Source organism: Lactococcus sp. AK05 (assembly GCF_041026685.1).
In the GTDB taxonomy this organism is placed as follows: Bacteria; Bacillota; Bacilli; order Lactobacillales; family Streptococcaceae; genus Lactococcus; species Lactococcus lactis.
Genome location: NZ_JBFTEI010000001.1, coordinates 293,677 through 315,882, shown reverse-complemented (window position 1 = coordinate 315,882; position 22,206 = coordinate 293,677). Strand labels below are relative to the sequence as shown.

The 22,206-nt window shown below is 34.6% G+C and carries 19 protein-coding genes, 1 tRNA gene, 1 other RNA gene and 1 pseudogene; 4 read left to right on the top strand and 18 right to left on the bottom strand.

What is annotated here, in order from left to right:
• Nucleotides 1–110: 110 nt before the first annotated feature.
• The 6 genes from AB6B24_RS01550 to AB6B24_RS01525 all read right to left on the bottom strand — a co-directional run bounded on the left by AB6B24_RS01550 (nucleotide 111) and on the right by AB6B24_RS01525 (nucleotide 6,201).
• Complete coding sequence (locus tag AB6B24_RS01550; protein ID WP_311803044.1) at nucleotides 111–1,265, bottom strand: class I SAM-dependent RNA methyltransferase; 1,155 nt, start codon at nucleotides 1,263–1,265, stop codon at nucleotides 111–113.
• Nucleotides 1,266–1,380: 115 nt separating this feature from the next.
• Nucleotides 1,381–1,764: RNase P RNA component class B (gene rnpB, locus AB6B24_RS01545), an RNA gene on the bottom strand.
• A 134-nt stretch (nucleotides 1,765–1,898) separates the two neighbouring features.
• Nucleotides 1,899–2,285 (bottom strand): cell division regulator GpsB, encoded by a 387-nt coding sequence (gpsB, locus tag AB6B24_RS01540; protein WP_003129453.1) that lies wholly within the window; start codon nucleotides 2,283–2,285, stop codon nucleotides 1,899–1,901.
• 53 nt (nucleotides 2,286–2,338) lie between these two features.
• Nucleotides 2,339–3,343, bottom strand: a complete 1,005-nt coding sequence (gene holA, locus AB6B24_RS01535; protein ID WP_311803043.1) for a DNA polymerase III subunit delta — start codon at nucleotides 3,341–3,343, stop codon at nucleotides 2,339–2,341.
• A gap of 6 nt (nucleotides 3,344–3,349) precedes the next feature.
• Nucleotides 3,350–3,925 carry a hypothetical protein gene (locus tag AB6B24_RS01530; RefSeq protein WP_216528070.1) on the bottom strand — a complete coding sequence of 192 codons (576 nt, stop codon included), beginning with the start codon at nucleotides 3,923–3,925 and terminating at the stop codon, nucleotides 3,350–3,352.
• A complete protein-coding gene (locus AB6B24_RS01525) occupies nucleotides 3,922–6,201 on the bottom strand; it encodes a DNA translocase FtsK (protein ID WP_311804324.1) in 2,280 nt (759 codons plus the stop codon). The genes AB6B24_RS01530 and AB6B24_RS01525 overlap by 4 nt, the downstream gene beginning before the upstream one ends.
• A gap of 179 nt (nucleotides 6,202–6,380) precedes the next feature.
• Between AB6B24_RS01525 and AB6B24_RS01520 the strand changes: the two genes are divergently transcribed.
• Entirely contained in the window at nucleotides 6,381–7,166 is a 786-nt protein-coding gene (locus AB6B24_RS01520) for a Cof-type HAD-IIB family hydrolase (protein ID WP_003129459.1), read from the top strand.
• A 45-nt stretch (nucleotides 7,167–7,211) separates the two neighbouring features.
• Here AB6B24_RS01520 and AB6B24_RS01515 read toward each other — a convergent pair whose 3' ends face one another.
• From AB6B24_RS01515 to udk, 3 genes are all read right to left on the bottom strand, one after another.
• Nucleotides 7,212–7,604, bottom strand: a complete 393-nt coding sequence (locus AB6B24_RS01515) for a hypothetical protein (RefSeq protein ID WP_003130340.1) — start codon at nucleotides 7,602–7,604, stop codon at nucleotides 7,212–7,214.
• 133 nt (nucleotides 7,605–7,737) lie between these two features.
• A complete protein-coding gene (pta, locus tag AB6B24_RS01510; protein WP_021467910.1) occupies nucleotides 7,738–8,718 on the bottom strand; it encodes a phosphate acetyltransferase in 981 nt (326 codons plus the stop codon).
• Between the two features lie 216 nt (nucleotides 8,719–8,934).
• On the bottom strand, nucleotides 8,935–9,555 hold the full coding sequence (gene udk / locus AB6B24_RS01505; protein ID WP_010906081.1) for a uridine kinase: 621 nt from the start codon (nucleotides 9,553–9,555) through the stop codon (nucleotides 8,935–8,937).
• A gap of 297 nt (nucleotides 9,556–9,852) precedes the next feature.
• On the opposite strand from udk, the gene AB6B24_RS01500 reads away from it, so the two are divergent.
• Nucleotides 9,853–10,833: a Gfo/Idh/MocA family oxidoreductase gene (locus AB6B24_RS01500; RefSeq protein ID WP_311803041.1), complete on the top strand. Its 981-nt coding sequence runs from the start codon at nucleotides 9,853–9,855 to the stop codon at nucleotides 10,831–10,833.
• Nucleotides 10,834–10,890: 57 nt separating this feature from the next.
• Nucleotides 10,891–10,963 (top strand) — tRNA-Arg (locus AB6B24_RS01495).
• Between the two features lie 136 nt (nucleotides 10,964–11,099).
• Here AB6B24_RS01495 and AB6B24_RS01490 read toward each other — a convergent pair.
• Nucleotides 11,100–11,699, bottom strand: coding sequence for a transglycosylase (locus tag AB6B24_RS01490; RefSeq protein ID WP_003130347.1), 600 nt, complete (start codon nucleotides 11,697–11,699; stop codon nucleotides 11,100–11,102).
• Nucleotides 11,700–12,356: 657 nt separating this feature from the next.
• On the opposite strand from AB6B24_RS01490, the gene menA reads away from it, so the two are divergent.
• Nucleotides 12,357–13,316 (top strand): 1,4-dihydroxy-2-naphthoate polyprenyltransferase, encoded by a 960-nt coding sequence (gene menA / locus AB6B24_RS01485; RefSeq protein ID WP_153241178.1) that lies wholly within the window; start codon nucleotides 12,357–12,359, stop codon nucleotides 13,314–13,316.
• Between the two features lie 24 nt (nucleotides 13,317–13,340).
• Here menA and AB6B24_RS01480 read toward each other — a convergent pair whose 3' ends face one another.
• From AB6B24_RS01480 to AB6B24_RS01445, 8 genes and pseudogenes are all read right to left on the bottom strand, one after another.
• On the bottom strand, nucleotides 13,341–14,879 hold the full coding sequence (locus AB6B24_RS01480) for a ClC family H(+)/Cl(-) exchange transporter (protein ID WP_153241179.1): 1,539 nt from the start codon (nucleotides 14,877–14,879) through the stop codon (nucleotides 13,341–13,343).
• Nucleotides 14,880–15,047: 168 nt separating this feature from the next.
• The gene (locus AB6B24_RS01475; protein ID WP_311803039.1) at nucleotides 15,048–15,281 is read right to left on the bottom strand and encodes a hypothetical protein; all 234 of its coding nucleotides are present in this window, start codon (nucleotides 15,279–15,281) and stop codon (nucleotides 15,048–15,050) included.
• A 21-nt stretch (nucleotides 15,282–15,302) separates the two neighbouring features.
• Nucleotides 15,303–15,572 carry a hypothetical protein gene (locus tag AB6B24_RS01470; RefSeq protein WP_311803038.1) on the bottom strand — a complete coding sequence of 90 codons (270 nt, stop codon included), beginning with the start codon at nucleotides 15,570–15,572 and terminating at the stop codon, nucleotides 15,303–15,305.
• Between the two features lie 81 nt (nucleotides 15,573–15,653).
• A complete protein-coding gene (locus AB6B24_RS01465) occupies nucleotides 15,654–15,935 on the bottom strand; it encodes a bacteriocin immunity protein (protein ID WP_311803103.1) in 282 nt (93 codons plus the stop codon).
• 161 nt (nucleotides 15,936–16,096) lie between these two features.
• A pseudogene (locus AB6B24_RS01460) lies at nucleotides 16,097–16,930 on the bottom strand (XRE/MutR family transcriptional regulator).
• 36 nt (nucleotides 16,931–16,966) lie between these two features.
• Nucleotides 16,967–17,707, bottom strand: a complete 741-nt coding sequence (locus tag AB6B24_RS01455) for a demethylmenaquinone methyltransferase (protein ID WP_047205880.1) — start codon at nucleotides 17,705–17,707, stop codon at nucleotides 16,967–16,969.
• Between the two features lie 97 nt (nucleotides 17,708–17,804).
• The gene (locus tag AB6B24_RS01450) at nucleotides 17,805–20,510 is read right to left on the bottom strand and encodes a YhgE/Pip domain-containing protein (RefSeq protein WP_311803037.1); all 2,706 of its coding nucleotides are present in this window, start codon (nucleotides 20,508–20,510) and stop codon (nucleotides 17,805–17,807) included.
• A gap of 259 nt (nucleotides 20,511–20,769) precedes the next feature.
• Nucleotides 20,770–22,203 carry a 6-phospho-beta-glucosidase gene (locus AB6B24_RS01445; RefSeq protein ID WP_311803036.1) on the bottom strand — a complete coding sequence of 478 codons (1,434 nt, stop codon included), beginning with the start codon at nucleotides 22,201–22,203 and terminating at the stop codon, nucleotides 20,770–20,772.
• Between the last annotated feature and the right edge of the window lie 3 nt (nucleotides 22,204–22,206).

Here is a 22,206-nt window from a genome sequence, read left to right as displayed (position 1 = left end):
TGGTGAATCAGACAACGAGAGTTGCTCAAACTCGTCTGAATTTTTACTGATAGCCATCATCACTAAAATTTTTTTGTTTTAGTAATAGCTTTTTGTTCTGTCAGTAAAATTTATTTCATACGTTTTCCGAAATACATATACAAATCTGTTCTAAGTGTTCCGTTATATAGTTTGCGTTTTTTAGTTGCTTTTGCCCCATAATGCTTTTCAAAAGCGACATCACTCGTCAAAATGTATTTACTCCAAGTTTCTAGTGGCGCAAAAGTTTTACCCATTTCACCATAAAGAGCTGCAACAGCTTCTTCATCTTCCAAACGCACCCCATAAGGCGGGTTAGAAACTAAGACACCGTCAAGCTTATCAGTTCTAAAATCTTGAAGTCGCATTTGCTTATATTTTATCACATCTGAAAGGCCGGCCGCAAGTGCATTATGTTTTGCAATTTCAATCATTTTTCCATCAATGTCAAAACCTTGAATATCCAATTCTAAATCTGTACGAACTTGTTTTTTGGCCAAAGCTTTTTCTTGTTTCAAAATTTCTTCATCAAACCAAGGCCATGCAGTAAAAGCAAATGGACGATTCATTCCTGGTGCCATATTTAAAGCCAGCATTGTTGCTTCAATTGTAAATGTTCCAGAACCACAAGTAGGGTCAACAAAAGCACGACGAGGATTTGCTAACCAATTGGTTAATAAAATAATCGAAGCTGCCATATTTTCTTTCAAAGGAGCTTCTCCTTTTTCTGAACGATAGCCTCGTTTAAATAAAGAATCACCAGTCGTATCAATCAATACAGTTGCCATATCTTTATGTAAAGCAATCTCAATTGAAAATTTAGCTCCATTTTCAGGAATTGGAACACCTTCAGGACGATGATATGTCGTCTGTAATTTTTTGACAATCGCTTTTTTAGTGATACTTTGAATTGACGGCTCATTATGTAAAGTTGATTTCACCGCCTTAGCTTTGCTGACAGGAAATTGGCTTCCAAAAGGAATAAGCTCTGCCCAGGGAAGCGCATAAACATTTTCAAACAATTCATCAAATGTTCTAGCTTTAAATTCCCCAACTACAATTTTTACACGGTCAGCCGTTCTTAACCAAAGATTCGCCTTAGCAATTGTTGCCAAATTTCCCTCAAAGAAGACACGTGAACGGTCGTCAATTGAAACATTTTCAATTTCCAGATTACGAAGTTCGCGAGCAACTAAACTCTCTAAACCACTTGAAGAAGTTGCTAATAACTTGAATTTCTTTTGCATTTTTTAACTTTCCATTCTCTGCATAAAATGAGCAGAGATAATTCTATCTATTTCACTTAAACATTATTTATCAAAAAAAGCCGAGGCTAAAAGCCCCAGCCTGTGTCATACAGTTTTCTATAAGCCATGTTTTGTTCCAGTTCAATTCACATTCGTGAATCTCCCCTTCGATAATCATCTGTCTGCCAAAATTCTTAATTTCAGCCTCGACCACGCCTTCATTTTGGCTAGTCAAGTGCCCCGACCATAAGTTTGGGTTGCTCGCTTGAGGGGTTTACCACGTTCCATTCTTAGAGTTTCCTCTAAGACTCGTCTCTATGGCACTTTTACAGGCTACTCACGCATATCAAAAGACTTAGCGTTTTGGCCAGCCGTTAGGCATGACGCTCCTACCTAGGTTTATTGTTTGACCTAGCACAATCACTGCGTGCATCTCAGCAACGCGCGAGCATGGACTTTCCTCACGATTTACAAAAATATCGCGCGATTATCCGAAAACTGTTTTTATCAAAAATTAAGCAGAACAATAAAGTTCATTTACCAAAATCTTTGCCTTCACATCTTGTGAAGTTTGCAAAAAGGTTCATTGCTAAACCTAATGCAAAACATAAAACATTTCAATTTTATATTTTCTTAGTTGTTTTCACTAGCAATGCCGTTAGGTCCAAATACAGCTTGTTCTAAACGATTAATTCGTTTGAGTAAATCAAAATTACTTGGATTACGCATTTCCACTTTTGGTTTACTTGAACGTGCTTGAAGAATTTGGTTAGGGTCAAAGCGTTGTGTATCATCAAGATTTGCTTGATTTGGTTTAGAAACTTGCATTTCTAATTCAGCAATCTTTTTCTTCAAAAACTCATTTTCCTCTTGAAGACGCAAGTTTTCAGTCTGATAAGTTTCATAATCAGCAATAACATCATCAAGGAGTTCATCGACTTCTTCTTTATCGTAACCACGCATCTTTGTAGAGAAGTCTGCTTCATAGATATCTTTAGGCGTAAATTTAAATGTCGGCATTTTTACCTCTTCATCATCATTATAAAATGTCCATTATTTATGATAACAGATTTTCAGTTTTTTTTCAAGGTCAACCTGATTAAAGTGATATCAAAAAGATAGGATTTATCAGCTGCACTTGTTTTTATATCAAAATCAAGTTTAATTAAATCAGAAAGCCCATTTTTTAAGGACTTAACGTTTAATTTTCTAACCAATTGATTGGCCAATTTTACAGGATAAGGGTGCATTTTTAAAAAGGCAACTTGTTGATTTTCTTGCCAACCCTTGGCTTGGAAAAGTTTGACTTGTAAATACAAACGATAAGAATTTGTCAAAATAGCTAATATTTTAATTAAATCTTCTCCTTGCAAGGTCAAATCATGCACTAAATCACGCGCCTCATCAATTTTTCCTTTAAAAATTAAATCAGTTAAGGCAAAAATATTATCTTGTAGCGATTTTGGGACGACTTTTTCCACATCATCAGGTGTCACTTCTCGCCCTAGTGCATAAGTTTGAACGAGGTCAATATTTTGCTTCATTACTGAAAAATTATCATTTGATTTGGCGGCAATTAAACTCAAAACTGCCTTTGGTAAAGGACTTATTCGACTAAAATATTGAATTAATTCTTGACTCTTTAATTCTTGTGCTTCAAGCAAAGCTGCTTTAGCTTTTAATTTTTTAACAACTTTAAGACGACTGTCCAATTTTCCATAAAGGATTAAAACAAGTTGCGTAGTTTCCGGCGGATCATCTAAAAAATTTTCAAAGCGCTTCAACTGTTTTTCATCTAAAACACTTTTTTTAGCCGTTGTTAAATTAACCAAGTTTTCTAGGATTACCAACCGAGAATCTGAGAAAAAAGGGAGAGATTCCAAATCTTCAAGGGCTAAATCACTATTACTAGGAGTTAAGTCATAATAAGCCTGACTCAAATCCGTTGGCTCGAAATTAACCTCTGTTAAGAGTTGATTTTTCAATTCTCCAACTAGTTCCCTTGACTCACCAAAAATTACTAAAATTTGAGGGAGTCCTTTTCTTTTGATTTCATTAAATTCATCAAATACTGTCATTTTTAACTACCTCGTAACCATTTTTAAAGCAAACCCCAAGAGAACAAGGAGCAGGATGAGCAAAGCAAAACCTAAACAACCAACTTGAAAGAGTTTAGCAAAACTTGATTTTGCATTTCTAACAATTTCATTATCAGGTACGGCTATTCTCTCTTCCATTGATTTATATTTTTCATTAGAGTCAAAAGTGACATAGCCCCCACCGATAAAGCCATCATCTTCCGTCATTTTATTTCCATACAAAGCATCATTCCATGTAATCGGTCGATACGCTTCAACTCCTGGAATAAATTTTTGTGAAGAAGTGATATTTTTATCTGCCTTTAATTCTTCATAAAGTGTTCTGACTGGGGCTTTCATGCCGCCTTTTAAAATCTCATCATCAGCAGGCCGATTCCAAAATTCTAAGCGCATATAAAGCTGGCCTAAGATTTGTAAAACTGGTTCTTTGCGTTCATTTAAAACCAAAGCATCAGCTAAAACATTCTTTTCCTTGCTTGAAAGTTCTTTATTTTGCTCATCTTCTCGTAAGATTTCATAGATTTGTAGAAAATAGTGACGATAATATAGTTCTTCACTCACTCTTCTACTCCTCCAATAAATTCTCCATCTGGACTAACAAGGACTTTACGAGGAGTCGTTCCTTTGGCAGGACCAACAATTCCCTGCGCTTCCAACTCATTCATCAAATCAGAGGCACGATTGAATCCAACTTTTAAAGCTCGTTGCAATTGAGCCGTTGATGCTTTTTGAGCCATAATAACCATATTTCGTGCTTCTTCAAATAAGGGGTCACCAGAACCTGTATTTGAAGCGCCCGTACCAACTTGACTCTCATCTACCTCACCGGGGTCAAAGCTTTCGTCATACTGAGCTTCTGATTGGTCTTTAATAAAGGTCACAACAGATTCGACATCATCGTCAGATAAGAAAGCCCCTTGCAAACGAATCGGATGATTTTCATCAATAGGTTTAAAGAGCATATCCCCACGACCTAGTAATTTTTCAGCCCCATTAGTATCTAAAATTGTTCGTGAATCTGTTCCAGATGAAACAGCAAAGGCAATTCTTGAAGGAACATTTGCTTTAATTAGTCCAGAAATAACATCAACAGATGGACGTTGTGTCGCAAGAATCATATGAATCCCTGCTGCTCGAGCTTTTTGTCCCAAACGAATAATTGCATCTTCCACTTCTTTACTGGCAACCATCATTAAATCGGCTAATTCATCAACAATGACTACAATCAGAGGAAGTTCAAGCATTTTTTCATCTGATTCTGCATTATATCTTTGTACTTTTTCATTATATCCAGAAATGTTACGGACGCCATAACGACTAAAGAGTTCATAGCGTTCTTCCATTTGGTCAACAACTTTTTGAAGGGCACGTGAAGCTTTACGTGGATTTGTTACGACTGGAATCAATAGATGAGGAATATCATTGTAAACAGAAAGTTCGACCATTTTAGGGTCAACCATCAGAAACTTCACTTGACTAGGCAAAGCCTTCATCAAAATTGAAGTAATAATACCATTTACCGCCACTGATTTACCTGAACCAGTTGAACCTGCAACTAATAAGTGAGGCATTCTTGTTAAATCAAATGTGCGAATTCCACCATCTAATGATTTACCAAGAGGAATTTCTAACAATTTGCTTGGATTAGTTTTGCCAGCCTCCCACATTTCGCGGAAACCAACCATTGCAACTTCGGCATTAGGAATTTCGACGCCGACTAAAGATTTCCCAGGAATTGGTGCTTCAATTCGGATATCTTTGGCAGCTAAGGCTAATGCTAAATCATCTGATAAATTAACAACGCGTGAAACTTTTGTTCCAGTCGCTAATTTGATTTCATATTTTGTAATTGATGGACCAACGACTGCCGATTCAACATTGGCACCAATCCCAAAAGATTTGAAAGTTTCTTCTAAAATACCAATATTTTTACGAACATTCTCACGTTCGCCTGATTGATTTTTGACAGGAACTTCTGCTAGTAAATCAATGGTTGGTAATTTGTAGTTACCGTTATAGTTATTAGTATTTGAAAAATTGACAGGTTCATCATCAAGAGGAACTTCTGCTAAAACTGGACTTTCAGTTTCATTTTCATTTTCTTCAAAAGGCGCTTCTGGTATATTAATTGGAATTTCAGTAGGTGCTGAGGTAAATAATGAATTTTCTGCTGCCTCTGGAAGCTCTTCTCTTTCTGCTACAGCTTGTTTTTTTTCTAGCTCAGCAAGTGCTTTCGCTGCTTTTTTAGCTTCTGCTTTTTCGGCATGCTTTTCTTTCCATTTCGCTAAACGTTGATGTAAATCTTCACGCATTTTAGGGAAAAGTCCTGGAATCATGAGATAAATAGCAACTAACCAAAGTACTGCAGCAATAATATAGACACCAATGACTGAAAACAAGGCTTTAGCAGGCTCGGTGATTAATGCTCCAATGACACCTGAGCCTACAAAATGAATGACACGGCCAGCCATTAAATCAGACCAGATAAGATGAAAAGTTTCATTAAATCCTTGATGAAGTCGAATTTGAAAGACAAACATTAGGCCGATAAAAGTTAAAATAATGGCTGGAATAATTCTTTTATTTTCTTTTAAAACTTGCTTACGAAAGACGGAAATAATCATTAGTCCAGCAAGCAAGAGAAGAAAAACAATCGCAAGAGAACCAACAAATAAGCGGACAATGTTATAAAGTAAGACTCCAACAATTCCTAGGCGAGCAAGCGCAAATAAGATTAAAAGAAGCCCAACAAAAAAAGCAATCATTTTGCGTGTTGCGGCCTTTTTCTGTTGTTCTTTTTTAGTATTTCTTCTGGTTGTTTTTTTCTTTGCAGGCATTTTTTTACTTTCACTCATTTTTAATAATATTGACAGGTTTGTCAGTAAAATAATATTAATTATATTTATTTATTTTTATAGTTAACTCAAACTGACAGTTCTGTCAGTCATTTAAATTCTTTATAAAAGAATGGATAATTCCACTTACAATTATATCATAAATTTGATACAATAAAATTATGGAAAATATCAATGATTATAAGGCTTTAGCCTTCTTCGATTTAGACGGAACGTTGCTTAACAGTCAAAGTAAACTTGACCAAGAAGTTATTGAAGGAATTCATCGGATTCGCGAAAATGGTGTTTTACCTTTCATTGCTACTGGCCGTGGACATTTTGAACTTGATGAAATCATGAGTTTAACTGGGATTAGTGGAGCGGTTGCCATGAACGGACAGTATATTGTTTTAGATGGTGAAACAATATACAAAGAAGAAATTCCGACAAGTAGTGTTGAAAAATTACTTGAGGCAGCAAGTCCTCACTCAGAAGCTCTTTCTTTTTATGACAGTCAAGGTTATTGGGTGAGTGAATTAACTGACTTAGCTAAAACCGCTTATGCTTACACTCATATGCCAATGCCTCAGGCAGATGCTAGACGTTACCTCTCTCAGGAAGTCAATATGCTTTTGGTTTTGACCAATCAACTCAGTCAAGTCGATTATTATAAAGAACGCGTTCCTGAACTTAACTTTTTCATGAACTCTCCAAGTTCGATTGATGTTACAAACAGCACAACTAACAAAGGGACAGGAATTAATCATGTCAAAGAAGTGCTAAATTTCACTGGTCAAACTTTCGCCTTTGGTGATGGTCGCAATGACTTAGATTTATTCAAAGCAGCTGACCACAGAACGGCAATGGGAAATGCTGTTCCTGAATTAAAAGAGTTAGCCGATTTTATTTCTACAGAAAATACTAACCACGGAATCATCAATGCTTTTAATCATTGGGGCATCATGTAAAGTCTAATAAAAAATTACTGACAGAAAGTTTGTCAGTAATTTTTTTTATTTATTTTCAAGCACTTCTCGTCTTCGATAGACGTAAGCAAGAATGAAACAGAGGGCAACTGGTAAGGTCAAAATTAAGCCAACACCGTTAAAAACAGAGGCTACACAATAAAAGATACCAACAACTAAGAAATAAATTCCCCAACCTTTTTCTTTTGTCAATCTTGCAAAAGCCACCCAATTTAAAGCTAGTAAAGCGATTAAAATCAGAGCTGCAATCATTGCTGCGGTAGATAATAATTGCTTATCAAATCCTGAATCTTGAAGTTCTGTCATAATTTCTGAATTCTCTGGCATATAAATAATGGCCCAAAAACTAATTAGCCCAACAAGTGCCAAAATTGAAAAAATAATCGACCCTACTAGAGCAAAAATTTTTGATTTTCTCATTTTTTCTCATTTCCTTTTTGATTCTTTAATTATAACATTTTTAGACCAACAAAAAATCCGCCTCAAATGGCGGATTAATGACAGACTTGTCAGTAATTATTTATTTACAAATTTACTGACAGAATATCATTATTTATTTTAAAGCTTGAGCAGCTGTAATAATTGCAAGTTTATAGACATCTTCTTCGTTACTTCCACGAGAAAGGTCAGAAACAGGTGCGTTCAAACCTTGCAAAATTGGTCCAATCGCTTCAAAATTACCCAATCGTTGAGCAATTTTATATCCAATATTTCCTGATTGAATATCAGGGAAGATAAAGACATTGGCACGACCAGCAACAGTTGAATCTGGTGCTTTTTGACGAGCTACCCCTGGAACAAAAGCAGCGTCAAATTGAAGTTCACCATCAATTTCAATTTCAGGGTAATCTTCTTTAACAAGTTTTGTCGCTTCTACTACTTTATCAACATCTTCTGATTTTCCAGAACCTTTAGTTGAGAATGAAAGCATGGCAACTTTGGGGTCAATATCAAAGAGTGCTGCTGTTTCAGCTGAAGCTACAGCAATATCGGCAAGAGTTGGTGCATCTGGTTTGATGTTAATCGCACAGTCACCAAAAATATATTTTTCATTGTCATCACGACCACGAACCATAATAAAAGCACCAGAAACAGATTTTACTCCTGGTTTCGTTTTAATGATTTGAAGGGCCGGACGAACAGTATCAGCAGTTGAATGAATTGCGCCAGAAACCATTCCGTCAGCAATTTTCATATAAACAAGCATCGTTCCAAAATAATTTGGGTCTTTCAAGAGCTCTTTTGCTTGTTCTTCTGTAACTTTACCTTTACGACGTTCCACAAAAGTTTCCGTCATCGTTTCAAAACGTCCACAATTTTCTGGGTCATAAATCTCAAAGCCTTCAGGATTAATTCCACGTGAAATCAATGTTTCAGTGACTTCTTTTACATTTCCAATAAAGACAGGTGTAATTAGTCCATCAGCGTTAAGACGATTTGCAGCACCTAAAATACGTGCATCAGTTCCTTCAGGAAAGACAATTTTTAAGCCTTTTCCACTAATTTTTTGTTTCAGTGATTCAAAAAGTTCCATTTTGACAAAATCCCTTGGTTACAAATTTCTCATAACCCACCGCTTTAAGTTGCGGATTTCCTTTCTGCAATTGTTACGAATTAAGTATATCATACTTTCACAAAAAAAGTAAGCATTACCATTATTGCTATTTAAGGACAATTAGCCTTTTTATTTTTCCAATTTTTCACGAGATTCACTATCCAAAAACAAAAAAACTGTCATAGACAGCTTTTTTTAGTCGTTTAAAATGCTAGCGATTTTCGTCGTAATAATATCAACCCCAACAGTATTTGATACCCCTTCAGGAATAATCACATCTGCATATCTCTTTGTGGGTTCAATAAATTGATGATACATTGGCTTAACAGCATCTAAATACTGTGTAATTACTGAATCAAGAGTTCTTCCTCTTTCTTCAATATCTCTGCGAATTCGACGGATAATCCGCACATCGTCATCTGTATCAACAAATATTTTGATATCCATTAAATCACGCAAACGTTCATCTTCTAAAACCAAAATTCCCTCAACGATTAAAACATCAACAGGTTCTTGACGGTAAGTTTCTTGTGAACGCGTATGTTTTGCATAATCATAAATCGGAATATCAACTGCTCGTCCATATTGAAGCTCTTTTAATTGAGCAATTAAATAATCTGTATCAAAGGCTAATGGATGGTCGTAGTTCGTTTTTGTCCGTTCTTCAAAAGTCAAATGCGATTGATCTTTATAGTAACTATCATGTTCAATCATTGCAATTCGTTCATTTGAAAAAGTTTCTAAAATAGCATGTGAAACACTTGTCTTTCCACTTGCTGACCCACCAGTGACACCAATAATCAACGTTTTCTTCAAAATTAATTCTCCAAATTTTCTTCTATATATTCTACCACAATTTTTGAGCTTTTTGTCATCAACTGACAATTTTTTTACTTTTTAAGCGTTTACATCAAAAACTCTTAATTTTACTGACAAAAGCTCTTAATAAGTGACATGGAATCTTTGGAATTCTTATTTTTATAATTTATTTACTGAAAATTCAATAGTAGAGCAATGACCTTTAAGAAAAAATTTGATATAATAGAACAAGCTTTTAACAGAATTTTAGAATCTTCTAACGAATGATTCTGTCCACCTATAAAGGAGAATTTGATGCTAAAACTTGGAGTAATTGGTACGAGCTGGATTGCTCGCTCATTTATTGATGCTGCCCATATGACTGAAAAATTTCAGTTTTCTGCAGTCTATTCCCGTCGGCTCGAATCTGCTGATCAGTTTTCTGCCGATTTTAAAGACATCCAAAAATTCGATAATCTTGACGATTTTTTTAAAGCTTCACTTGATATTATCTATATTGCCAGTCCAAATGCCCTCCACTTTGAGCAAGCTAAAGCCGCAGTTTTAGCCGGACATAATGTCATTGTTGAAAAACCTGCCTTTTCAAATCCTAAAGAACTGACAGAAATTATTAAGCTTGCTAAAGAAAATGAGGTCTTCTTCTTTGAAGCAGCCAGAAATATTCATGAACATTCATTTTCGATTATTAAAGACTTTCTTGCTGACAAAACAGTCAAAGGGGCAGACTTTACTTATTCAAAATATTCATCAAAAATGCCTGCTCTTTTAAACGGTGAAATCCCTAATAAATTTAATGCAAAATTCTCTGGTGGACTTTTAGCCGATCTTGGTGTATATCTTTTGTATGCTGCAATCTTTTGGTTTGGCAAACCACAAAAAGCAACTTATGATGCAGTTTTACTTCCGTCAGGTGTTGATTTAGCTGGTGTTGGAATTCTTGACTATCAAGATTACAAAGTTTCGATTAAATGCGCAGGAAATGTGAATTCATATCTTCCTAGTGAAATCTATACTACTGATGGAACTTTAGTTTTGGATGGTGTTAATGCGATTACTTCTGCCAAATTCATTGCTATGGATGGTTCAGAAACTATAATCGACATTGAAGCTCCAAAACACTCTCTTTATGATGAAGCTGTTGACTTTGCCCAAATCTTAGAAAATAATGATTTTGCTGCAAGTTATGACCTACATCAATTTGCCCAAGAAGTTTCAGAAACTTCATACCAAATGCGTCAAAGTGCTGGCATTGTTTTTGATGCTGACAATAAATAAAGCTCATTAAAAGTTACTGACAGAAATATTTTGTAAGGCTGTCAGTAATTTATCTCTGGTCTCTTAGTTAAATTGGATATAACTACTGCCTCCTAAGCAGTGATTGCCAGTTCGATTCTGGCAGGGGCCATCTAATAAAAAAGAACACCGAATTCGGTGTTCTTTTTTATACTCAATCAATCCCAAACGAACTTGAGAGTTGATTGCTATGAGCCACTAAGTTTGATTTATTTATCAAAGATTTTAAGACGAGTTTTAATCAATGCTTAGTTATAAACAACCCAGCTACCAGCAGGAAGTTTACTTGCCATCGCAATTTGTTCTGCCAAAGTCATTCCAGCATATTCGCCATGACCTAGCAATTGGAAAGCACCATAAGCACCTGAACTTGAATTCACACTATCAATCCCACCATTTGATTCGTGAGTAATGATATAAGCCCATTCGCTAGCAGAATAGCCCGCTGCATTAGCTGTATTCGATGCCATATAATTAGCAAGAGCTTGGATGTCAACTTGTCCAGAAGTTTGGCTCATATTAAGCCCACCAGAAACACTTTGTGTTGCTTGAGTTGGTGCAACTGATGTAACTTTAGTAGGTTGTTCTTCAGCAGTTTTAGTTGTTGCAGAAACTTGAGTTGTTGTTCCTGTAAGAATGTTATTAACTTCTGTTTGGATTGCTTTCACATCAAAACCTTTACTTTGAAGGTTAGTGACACGAGTATCTCCATTTCCGTAGTTTCCGTTAATTACTTCTATAGCAACTTCATGAGTTGATTTAGGTGTATCCGCATGAGCGATTCCGCCCCCAATAAACATGAATGATGCAACTAATCCCGTTGAAATAGCAACTTTACTTAATTTCATTTAGACCTTTCGATTTCGCCACTAAGAACATTCCATAGGATTCAAACTGAATCCAGTCTATCTTCTATTAACATGGTTACTTCCCATACACATCATAAAGTCCGAACGCTTGTGTAGGATTACCGTAAGCAGTTTAACGTCATTGCACGCTATGGACGTTTAAAAATTCATTTCTCACAACTTATTGTGAGTTAAAAAACGATTTAACATCAGTAGTAAATTTTCTCCACCACTCATGAGAAATGATTATATTATCCATTACTTAACCGAACCTTAAAACAAATGCTAAGAATCCCTCACAAAACTGATTATAAAGCCTTTTCCTTCAAATCTTATTCTCATATTGTAGTATCTTTAATACGAACTATTGGTGGCTTAAACCGTTCCCAAATCAATTAAAATTAGCTTATTTTATATTTATCTTAACAAAGATTACTAAATATAATCTTCAAGTCTATGTTGATTCTTAACCTATAATCAGTTATAATTACAATAGAAATGAAAGCACTTCAGTAAAATGAGTAACATTTGTTAACACTTTTACTTAAACTTTTTTAATATGATTAAAAAATAGAGAATTTTTTTCTCAAAAAATAAATAAGTAAAAGCCGTAAAATAACGGCTGTTTTTATTCAAATTATATTTTCAGGAGTAATTATGTCCCTCAAAACTTTTTTAGAACTCGTCGAAATAAAAACTAAAATCGCCAGTATTTTCCCTTACATTATTGGTTTACTTTTTAGTTTAAGCTATTTTAAAATGATAAATATTGGTCTTTCTCTCTTATTTTTAATAGCTATGCTCCTTTTTGATATGACCGTAACTGCTATTAACAATTATCAAGATTTCAAAAAAGCCAAAGATGAAGATTATAAAAAGCAAGAAAATATCATTGGTCAAGCCAATCTTTCCACCCGATTGGTAGCTTCAATTATCTTGTTTATGCTTATTTTGAGCCTTTTTTTAGGATTTCTCCTCGCTTATTTTGTTGGCTGGCTTTTCTTTATTCTTGGTGGAATCGTCTTCTTTATTGGCGTTTTCTATACTTATGGTCCTATTCCACTTTCACGTATGCCTTTGGGAGAAATTTTTTCTGGTGGGACAATGGGCTTTGGAATTTTTGCAATGATCATCTTAATCAACAGCGCTCAATCACCTATTTTTAACCTAAATCTTGATTTCACAAACGACTCTTTTAGCTTTACTGGTAGTATTTTTGCAGCCATCGCCATGATAATTGCAAGTTTACCACTCATTTTTACCATTGCAAATATCATGCTGGCCAATAATTTACGTGATTTAGATAGCGATATTAAAAATCATCGTTACACATTAGTTTATTATATCGGTCGTCCAAACGGAATCAAACTTTTTCAACTTTTGATGTATTCTTCCTATTTAGCTATTATTATTGGATTTATCTTTAGAATATTTGAATGGCCAACTTTACTTAGTTTACTCACTTTTCCAATTATCAGAAAGAATCTAAAATCTCATGCTAGTCAAGTTCCAAGTCCTCGCAGCTTTGTTTATTCACTGAGAAATATGGTTCTATTTAACAGCGCTTATGCTGTGAGTCTGTTTTTATCAATCCTTTGGCAATATTTAAGCAAATAAAAAAAGTGATAGAATATCACTTTTTTATTTTTCATTTAAAACCTGACGAAGCTGTTCTCTAGCAATCACTTCATCTTCTCGTCTAATCAAAAAGGTCAAATAATCTCCTGCTTGTAATTCTGTATTACCGTGTGGAATGATATCCTTGCCTGAACGATGAACCGAAACAAGCAAACAGCCTTCTGGTAAACGTATCTCTGACAACTTCTTACGATCCGCAACTGAATCAAATTGAACAATTGTTTCAAACATCATCTGCTTATCCGAATCATCAACATCAATTTCTTTTTCTTTCAACATGTTCTCTAATAAAGAATCATAAATTGGCTCAGATTGTAATAAATCAGCAACGACATAGGCAATTAAAGAGACAAGAGCCAAAGGAAGTAAATGATCAAATGAACCAGTCATTTCCACCAAAAGAAGGATTCCAGTCATCGGTGCTCGAACAATTGCTGTAAAAGTCCCAGCCATCGCTAAAATTACTAGATTGGCAAACAAATGGCTTGGAAGATGAAAAAGTGAAATGACAATTGTCGCAAAAACAGCTCCAAGACTAGCACCCAAAACTAACAGGGGAAAAAAAATTCCTCCTGGCACACCCGAAGCATAAGATACCATTGAAATCAGATATTTCCCAATGAGGATCAAACATAGAAAGGCTAATCCCATTCCTAAACTAAAGGAATCCATTAAACGATGGCCACTCCCAATTATATTAGGAAACAATAAACCAGTTGCCCCAACCACTAAAAAAGTAAGTAAAACACGAAGAAATGGACTCTTTATTTTCTTCATCAAATTTTGACTTGTGAGGAGTGTCCAGTTATAAAAAGCACCGAAAAATCCTAAAATAATTCCTAAAATAATAAGTAGCCAATAATTTGAGAGTTCAATTGAACCAACAATTTGGAAATGAAAAACTGGACCACTCCCAAACATTATTCGTGCAACCATATCAGCAACCATTGCTGAGGTCATACAAGTTAATAAAATCAATGGAGAAAAGTATTTAAATACTTCTTCCAAAGTAAACATGACACCTGACAAAGGTGCATTGAAAGCAGCAGATAAACCAGCAGATGCTCCAGAAGCAATTAGAATTCTTTTATGACGTTCAGTTTCAGCCAACCGGCTAGAAACCATCTGACCCATTGAAGCCCCAAGTTGAACTGAGGGACCCTCACGCCCCAGTGATAGACCTGCAAACATTGCTAAAGTCCCAGCGATAAATTTAGCAAAAGCCGTCGTGAACCAATTATTTTTAAAATAACCCTGTAATTGCCCTTTAACTTGTGGTATCCCAGAACCTGAACTCATCGGATATTTCTTCATAAAGAAAGTAACCACAAAAGCTAAGAAAGCCAAACCCAAAATAAGGAGGGGAACAAAAATAAGATGTAAGCTAACAAAGCGATAAATACTCAAGCCCCAAGTTTCAGCTTTTTCCAGTGCCAAGCGATAAAGACTGGCCAAAAAACCCGCAGTCAATCCCACGAGTACACTTAGAAAAAGCAGATAAAGATTTTTATTTGTTGATTTCTCTATATCTTTTAATTTCATTACTACTTCCCTACTAACGCTTATTTTAATAAATTTTTAAGCAAGATTATTATACCATAAAATAGATTCCTTATGTTTTGTACTTTTAATAATATACACACCGCCTGTATAAATTTACTCAAAAAGGCACTCAATCGAGTACCTTTAATTTTTTAACTACAGATTTACTTAAAGTTTTCTATCTTTCCAAAAAAGAAAGAGCCAGAAAAACATCATCAAATAAAATGGAAGTGTCAATGCAGTAATTTCTAGTGGTATTCTCATAACAAAAACAAGAATAATGAGAGAGATAGATAAGACTAAACCTCTATACTTAAAAATTGATTTTGAAATTCGTGGCCAAACATAGATTTGTAAAAGAAATGAAATGACAATCATTACCAACCATAAAACTAAAACCATCACTCTACCTCCTTGTTAAGTTTAATTCTCTTTTTTTCCCTCAGAATCTCGTTTACTATCATGTATTAAATAATAGATACCTAAGCCAATTAAAAGAATAGAGAATAAAACTACTGGCAACAAGCCATCATTTTTTACAAAAACAAAGAAACTAAAAAGTAATACCGACGAAGCAATGATAATCAATCTTCTTTTCCTTCGGCCATAGCTGATTAAAAAAGAATCTTTATATTTTTTTCCTATTAAATAAGCCCTCCAGATTATCAATAGTATAGCGATACTAAGTAACATTTTAATACCTCTTTTCTAAAATAATCAGATTATACAGCGTAAATAGAATTATTCATCTGAGTTTTACTCTAATAATCTACATCACTTTCTTTTTTGTGTAAATTGAGAAATTCCTGTCAACAAAGAACTTCCTTCTCCCCAAGCTACTTTTCTTTCAGCTCGAAGTTCCTTATAAAAACTCAAGACTTCTTGAGAAAGTTGAGAACTAATAACCAAGGGAAGTAAGGCATTTCTAAAATCAACTAATTCAAATTCAAGGTTTTTACTTTTTTCAATTCGTTCGCGATAATCCAATAATATTTCTTTCTCAGGTGATTTAAGTTCTGACTTATTTTTCAGAAGTTCATCAATTCGCTTTAGGATTTTTTCTTTATTTTCTTTCTCTTTTTTAACATATTTCCTCTTTTTTTATTTTCTCTTGATAATCAAGCGCGCTTTCTTTTATCTTCAACTTCATTTTATCAGAAAAAAAGCCTCCTTTTTAAATCATTGCAGAAATGCAACGAAGTAATCTGGAGACTTTTTTATGTTAATAATTTTCCTAAAAGTTTTTGATAGCGTTTTTGATAATAATCTGCTAAATCTTCATATCCCACTTGCCCAAAAACCTCAATGGCATTTTTGATTTGCTTTTCACCGCTTATCTTGTCTTTGAAACAATAGCTATAAAAACCATGTGCCAGATTTCTTAGATTTTCAACATAGAGGTCGTAGAAATCATCTTTAGGGTAACTTTTTTGCAAGATACTTCTAGCTGAGTCACGAGCTCCTTTTGAGGAAAGCAAAACGACCGCTCGATACGAAGATTGAAGAACTCTTCTGCGATATTTAAAAACACCATATAAGTGTTTACTCTTCCCCCAGAGTTCTTTCATCAAATACATAATTTCTCGTTCACTGAAACTATCCAAAGTCAGATAAAAAATCGAAAGTTCAAAATAGCCCCATTCTCCAACGTCATAGAGATATTCAACCACATCATCAGCTTCCATTTGTGTCAGTATTTCATAACGACTTTTAGCACAATAAGCTAGCATTTTTGAATCATATTCCATAGCTTCTAGATAGAGATTGTGAAGTTTATCGACGTCATCTGCAATATCCGCAAGAATTATATCTTCTAAAAATTCTTCTTTATAATCCATTGAAAAATTATTGATAAAATGTTCATACTCAGCTAAAGTCACATTCATCTCTTACAGCGCACTATCCAAGCGTTCAAAGCTTATCATGGTTTGACCTAATTCAAATCTTGATAAACTCGCTTTTGAAATACCTATTTCTGAAAAATGGGAAAGCGAAAAATTCTTTTGTTCTCGTAGTTTTTTAAAAATTTCCCCATAACGTTTATAAGGCATATTTTTTCCTCGAAATTTTTATTTTTTATTGACCGATTACTTTTTACCAATACGAATATTTGATTTAGGTTTTTTGGATTTAGTGGCAAAATGACTTGCGATTGCTCCACCGCCATGTTTTTGATAGTCTACGGCAACAAAACCAGCTTTTCTAAAAAGTTCCTCAAGTGTCTTGGCATCTGGAAAATCTTCTGCTGATTTTTGAAGCCATTGATATTCTTTTAAAGATTTGGCAAAAACTTTACCAAAAAAGGGCATGACATTTTTAAAATAAAGTTCAAAAGCTTGTTTATAAATTGGCAATGTGGGGTGTGAAGTTTCGATACAAACTACTCTGCCCCCTAGTTTTAATACACGAAAAATTTCTTTTAATACAGTAAGATAGTCAGGTGTGTTTCTTAGACCATAACCAATCGTAACTACATCAAAACTTTCATTTTCAAAAGGTAAAGCCATCGCATTTCCTTGGAGAAATTCAATGTTTTTCTTCGCTTCTTCTTTGAGTTTAGCCTTAGCAATTTCAAGCATATTTTCTGAAAAATCAAGACCAATTACTTTACCAGAAGGGCCGACACTTTCAGATAAATCAAAAGTCCAGTCCCCAGTTCCACAACACAAATCAAGAATAGATAGACCAGTTAAATCTCCCATTCTTTTCATTGTTTTAGCACGCCATAAATCATGTTGTTTAAAACTGATAATGGCGTTCATTTTATCATAATCTGATGAAATACTATTAAAAATTTCTTGTACACGTTCTTCGTTTACTTTTGTCATAGACATATTATAGCACAAGTTCTCCCTTACTATTTGCTCATTATGATTATAAATAACAGAAAAACTACTGACCAGTCTGTCAGTAGTTTTCTTAACATTAATGGAAGAAATGACTCTTGCTTCCGATTTCGGAAATCTTCTTCGTTTTATCTTCAAAGTGTGGGAAGAGGAAGGCACCTATTGCAACAAACACAATTGATACTGCTACAAGGATAATTATCGCAAACCAAGCATTTGGCCAGTAAATTCCTCCCGCTGATTCTCGTAAAAGGTTGACAGCGTGAGTAAATGGTAAATAAGGATTAATGGCTTGGAAGAATTTTCCAGAAACTTGGATTGGATAGTTCCCACCACCACCAGAAATGGAAAGAACCAGAATGATAATCGCTATTCCTTTACCTACATTGCCAAACAGGGCGACCAGAACATAAACCATTATCATAAAGGCTATGGATATTAGTAAGGCAAAGAGAACACTGTAGAATGGATCTCTTACATCTACTCCTAAACCAAAATAATTTCCAAGCGTTACAATCAAGGCTTGAGCAAGTCCAATGGCTACGAAACTTCCCATTCGAGCAAAGAATTGTTCACGTTTAGAATAACGTTTTTTATCTTTATCTGATAAGTGAACCTCCGTTGTTGCCAAACTTGAAAGTAAGACTGCACCGACCCACAGACAAAGCGCAGTATAGAAAGGTGTACTTGCTGAACCATTGTTGGCAATCGGGTAGATTTGATTTTCTTGGACTTCAACTGGTTGTGTCAGGAAGTCACTTTCTTTGGTCGCATCTAATTTTAGGAGTTTGACGATTTCACCTAAGTCAACTTCTTTTTCACCTTTTTGAATGGCTGCGGCTGCTTTTTGAATTCCTGATTTGATTTCAGGCCAATCATTTTGGATTAAATCATTGGCTTGATTCAAAGCAGACTCAACATCAGGCATTTTATCATTTGCCATTGTTAAGGTATCTGTCAAATCTTTACGAACACCAGCATAATCATTTTTAAAGAAATCAGAAGCTGTCCCTAACTTAGTTTTAAGAGTAGGAAACTCATTTTTATAGAGATTAGCTCCCTCATTGATTGCATTAACAATCGTTGTCATATTACCATTTAACATCACATTCGCATCATGAATTTCTTGTTTAATGGCTGGCATTTCGCCTTGATATTTTTCTAAAATGGTAATAGCATTAGAAACTGTTTGACTTGTTGAATTTAGTAAGGCATCAAAGTCGATTTGTTGAGCTTGATTTAATAAACCTTTAGCATTTGTTATGGTATTAATCAAGGTTGTTAGAGCTTGATTAATAGTTGAATTAATTTCATCTACATTGATTTGACTTGCTATATTAGAAATATTAGTAACGACATCATCTAATTTATCTAAATAATTTTCTACATCAGATACACTAGCATTTTGAACGAGATCATTAAGATGATTCATTCTATTACTGAGGTCTCCCAATAATGAATCTAATGTGCTTAGGTTTTTAATAGCTGAATCTAAATCATGATTCCCATTACTTGCTTCGATTTTCTTAAGATAGTCAATTGTTGTTTCAATTGAAGCTCTTTGTTGAGCGATTTTAGTAACAAAATTAGTAATTAGAACATTAATCTGATTTTTTTCTTCGGGGCTAAGTTGATTATCTTCTAGTGCTTTTTTTATCGTGTTGATAACTGTCGAAGTATCATCTGAAAAGCCTTTAATAGATTCTAAAGCAACCTTAGAACTACTTGTAATTGCTGGTAATGCTGTTTGTAATTTATTAGCCGCATCCAAGGTTATAGTCCCCAAACTATCAGCATCTTGTCCCAATTTTTTAATGTCTGGCATTGATTTTTGGACTTGATTGATAATTTGTAAACCTTGTTTGGCTTCTTGAATGCCTTGAGTCATGGTACTTTCTACTGACGCAAAGTCATCATCAATCATCGAGATTTGTTTTCCAGCATTTTGAATCTCAGGTATTTTCTCTTGAAGAGTCAAAACGAGTGAAAAACTTTTATCAATTTCTGGCATCTTATCATTTAATTTAATGACTTTTTGACCTAGAGCATCTACTTCTGGTAAATAAGTGATAAATTCATTAGCTTTTGCCAGTTTTTCTTTAATTTCTGGCATTTTTCCATGAAGGCCAACAACTTGTTGAGTGTATTTATCAATGGTTCCTAAATTATCATTAGTTGATAAAATCGCTGATTTAACCTTCTGAATACTTACCATGTTTTTATCAATATCGTAACCAATTGTATTGAAGGTTTTTAAAAGGGTACTACTTGCCGTTTTGATAAACTCTTCAGAAATTTGCGATTGTAGAGAAGAGGCTCCTTTTGATGTTATTTTGGGAGCGATGGCATTGATTTTTTCGTTAATTGAATAAACAATTTGTGGTTTTTTAATATCACCCGTGGTGAAACTTAAGAGGTCTTTTGAAAAATCCTTTGGTAAATAGATTCCAGCATAGTATTTTCCAGATTTCACACCTTTATCTAAATCTGCTTTGGAATCAACAAATTTCCAGCCTAATTGGTGATTTTTCTTTAAATTTTTCAGTACTTCATCACCAATATTGATGGTTTTATCTTGAAAACTTGCAGATTTATCTGCACTATAGACCGCAATTGGCAGTTGCGAAGTATTGGCATAGGGGTCCCACAGGGCTTTAATATTAAACCAAGCATATAAAGAAGGAATTATCATTAGGGCGACAATTAAAAAAGTCGCCACGGGATTTTTAAATATTCGCTTCCAGTCTAGGGCAAACAACTTCCATGTATTTTTAATACTTTTCACTTCTTATCCTCATCATTCTTATCTCACTTGTAACTTTTTAAATTTCTTAAATATCATCGAGGCTTTTTCATACTTCATGACTGCGGATTTAAAAATTACGCAATACACGATTTTATCATATTTCATAAAAAAGTTCTAGCACTGCTTCCTTTTAATGGACACTTGCTTAACTATTGTAAATTTTTCTTGCTAGATAAAAATCTTAAATCAAAGAAATGTTTTGTTTGATAAAAAAAGGAGGAAAGCCCCCCCTTTTTAATTATTCATTTGTTAAATCTTCACCGTTGCTTGCAATAACTTTCTTGTACCAGTTAAATGATTTCTTAGGCGTCCGTTTCAAACTTCCTTTACCATAATCGTCTCGGTCAACATAGATGAATCCGTAACGTTTGCTCATCTCACCCGTTCCTGCTGATACTAAGTCAATACATCCCCAAGAAGTATAACCTAATAGTTCAACGCCATCAAGTTCAACTGCTTTCTTCATTTCTTTAATGTGTGCAGTCATGTAATCAATTCGATAATCATCAGCTACAAATCCATTTTCATCAGGTTTATCTACTGCTCCTAAACCATTTTCTACAATAAATAATGGTTTTTGATAGCGGTCATAAATAGAATTCATTGTGATTCTTAAACCAAGTGGGTCAATTTGCCAACCCCATTCACTGGCCTCTAAATAAGGATTTTTTACAGATTCAAAGATATTTCCAGCTGATTTATCTGCATCCTCATCCTTGACTTTAGCGACTCGACTTGCATAGTAACTAAATGAAATAAAGTCAACTGTGTTTTCAGCAAGGATTTCTAAGTCGCCTTTTTCAATCGGAAGTGTAATTTCTTCACGCTCTAATCTCTTTAAAAGGTAGTTTGGATATTTTCCACGTGATTGAACATCAATGAAAAAGAGATTATCATGATTTTGTTTTTGAGCTTCAAAAACATTTTCTGGATTACAATCAAATGGATAGTAATCTCCAGCAGCTAACATGCAGCCTATCTTATTTTCTGGGTCAACTTCATGTCCAATTTTTGTTGCTAAAGCCGATGCTAATAGTTCATGATGAGCGGCTAAGTATTTGGCTTGTTCTTTATTTTCTCCTTCTTCAAAAACAAGTCCTGCTCCCATAAATGGAGCATGGAGGAGCATATTAATTTCATTAAATGTCAACCAATAGCGAACTAATCCTTTATAACGAGTAAAAATTGCTCTGGCTAAATTTTCATAGAAACCAACCATTTTTCGATTACGCCAGCCACCGTATTCTTTAATTAAGTGGACAGGGCAATCAAAGTGAGTAATGGTTACTAAGGGTTCAATTCCTAAACGTTGGCATTCTCTAAAAATATCTTCATAAAATTGCAAGCCTTCTTCATTTGGCTCTTGTTCGTCACCTTTTGGAAAAATTCTTGTCCAAGCAATAGACATTCGATAGGTTTTAAATCCCATTTCAGCAAAAAGTGCGAGGTCTTCTTTCCAATGATGATACATATCAATCGCTTCTTTTGCTGGATAAAAATGCTCTTCATCGAATTCAAGGTGCTTCATTTCCCCTGTAATAATTGGAAAACGGTCTTTCCCATGTGGAACAAGGTCGACATTGGCAAGCCCACGTCCTCCCTGATTATAGCCGCCTTCACATTGATTAGCTGCAGTTGCTCCGCCCCAGAGAAAATCTTTACTAAATGGCATAAT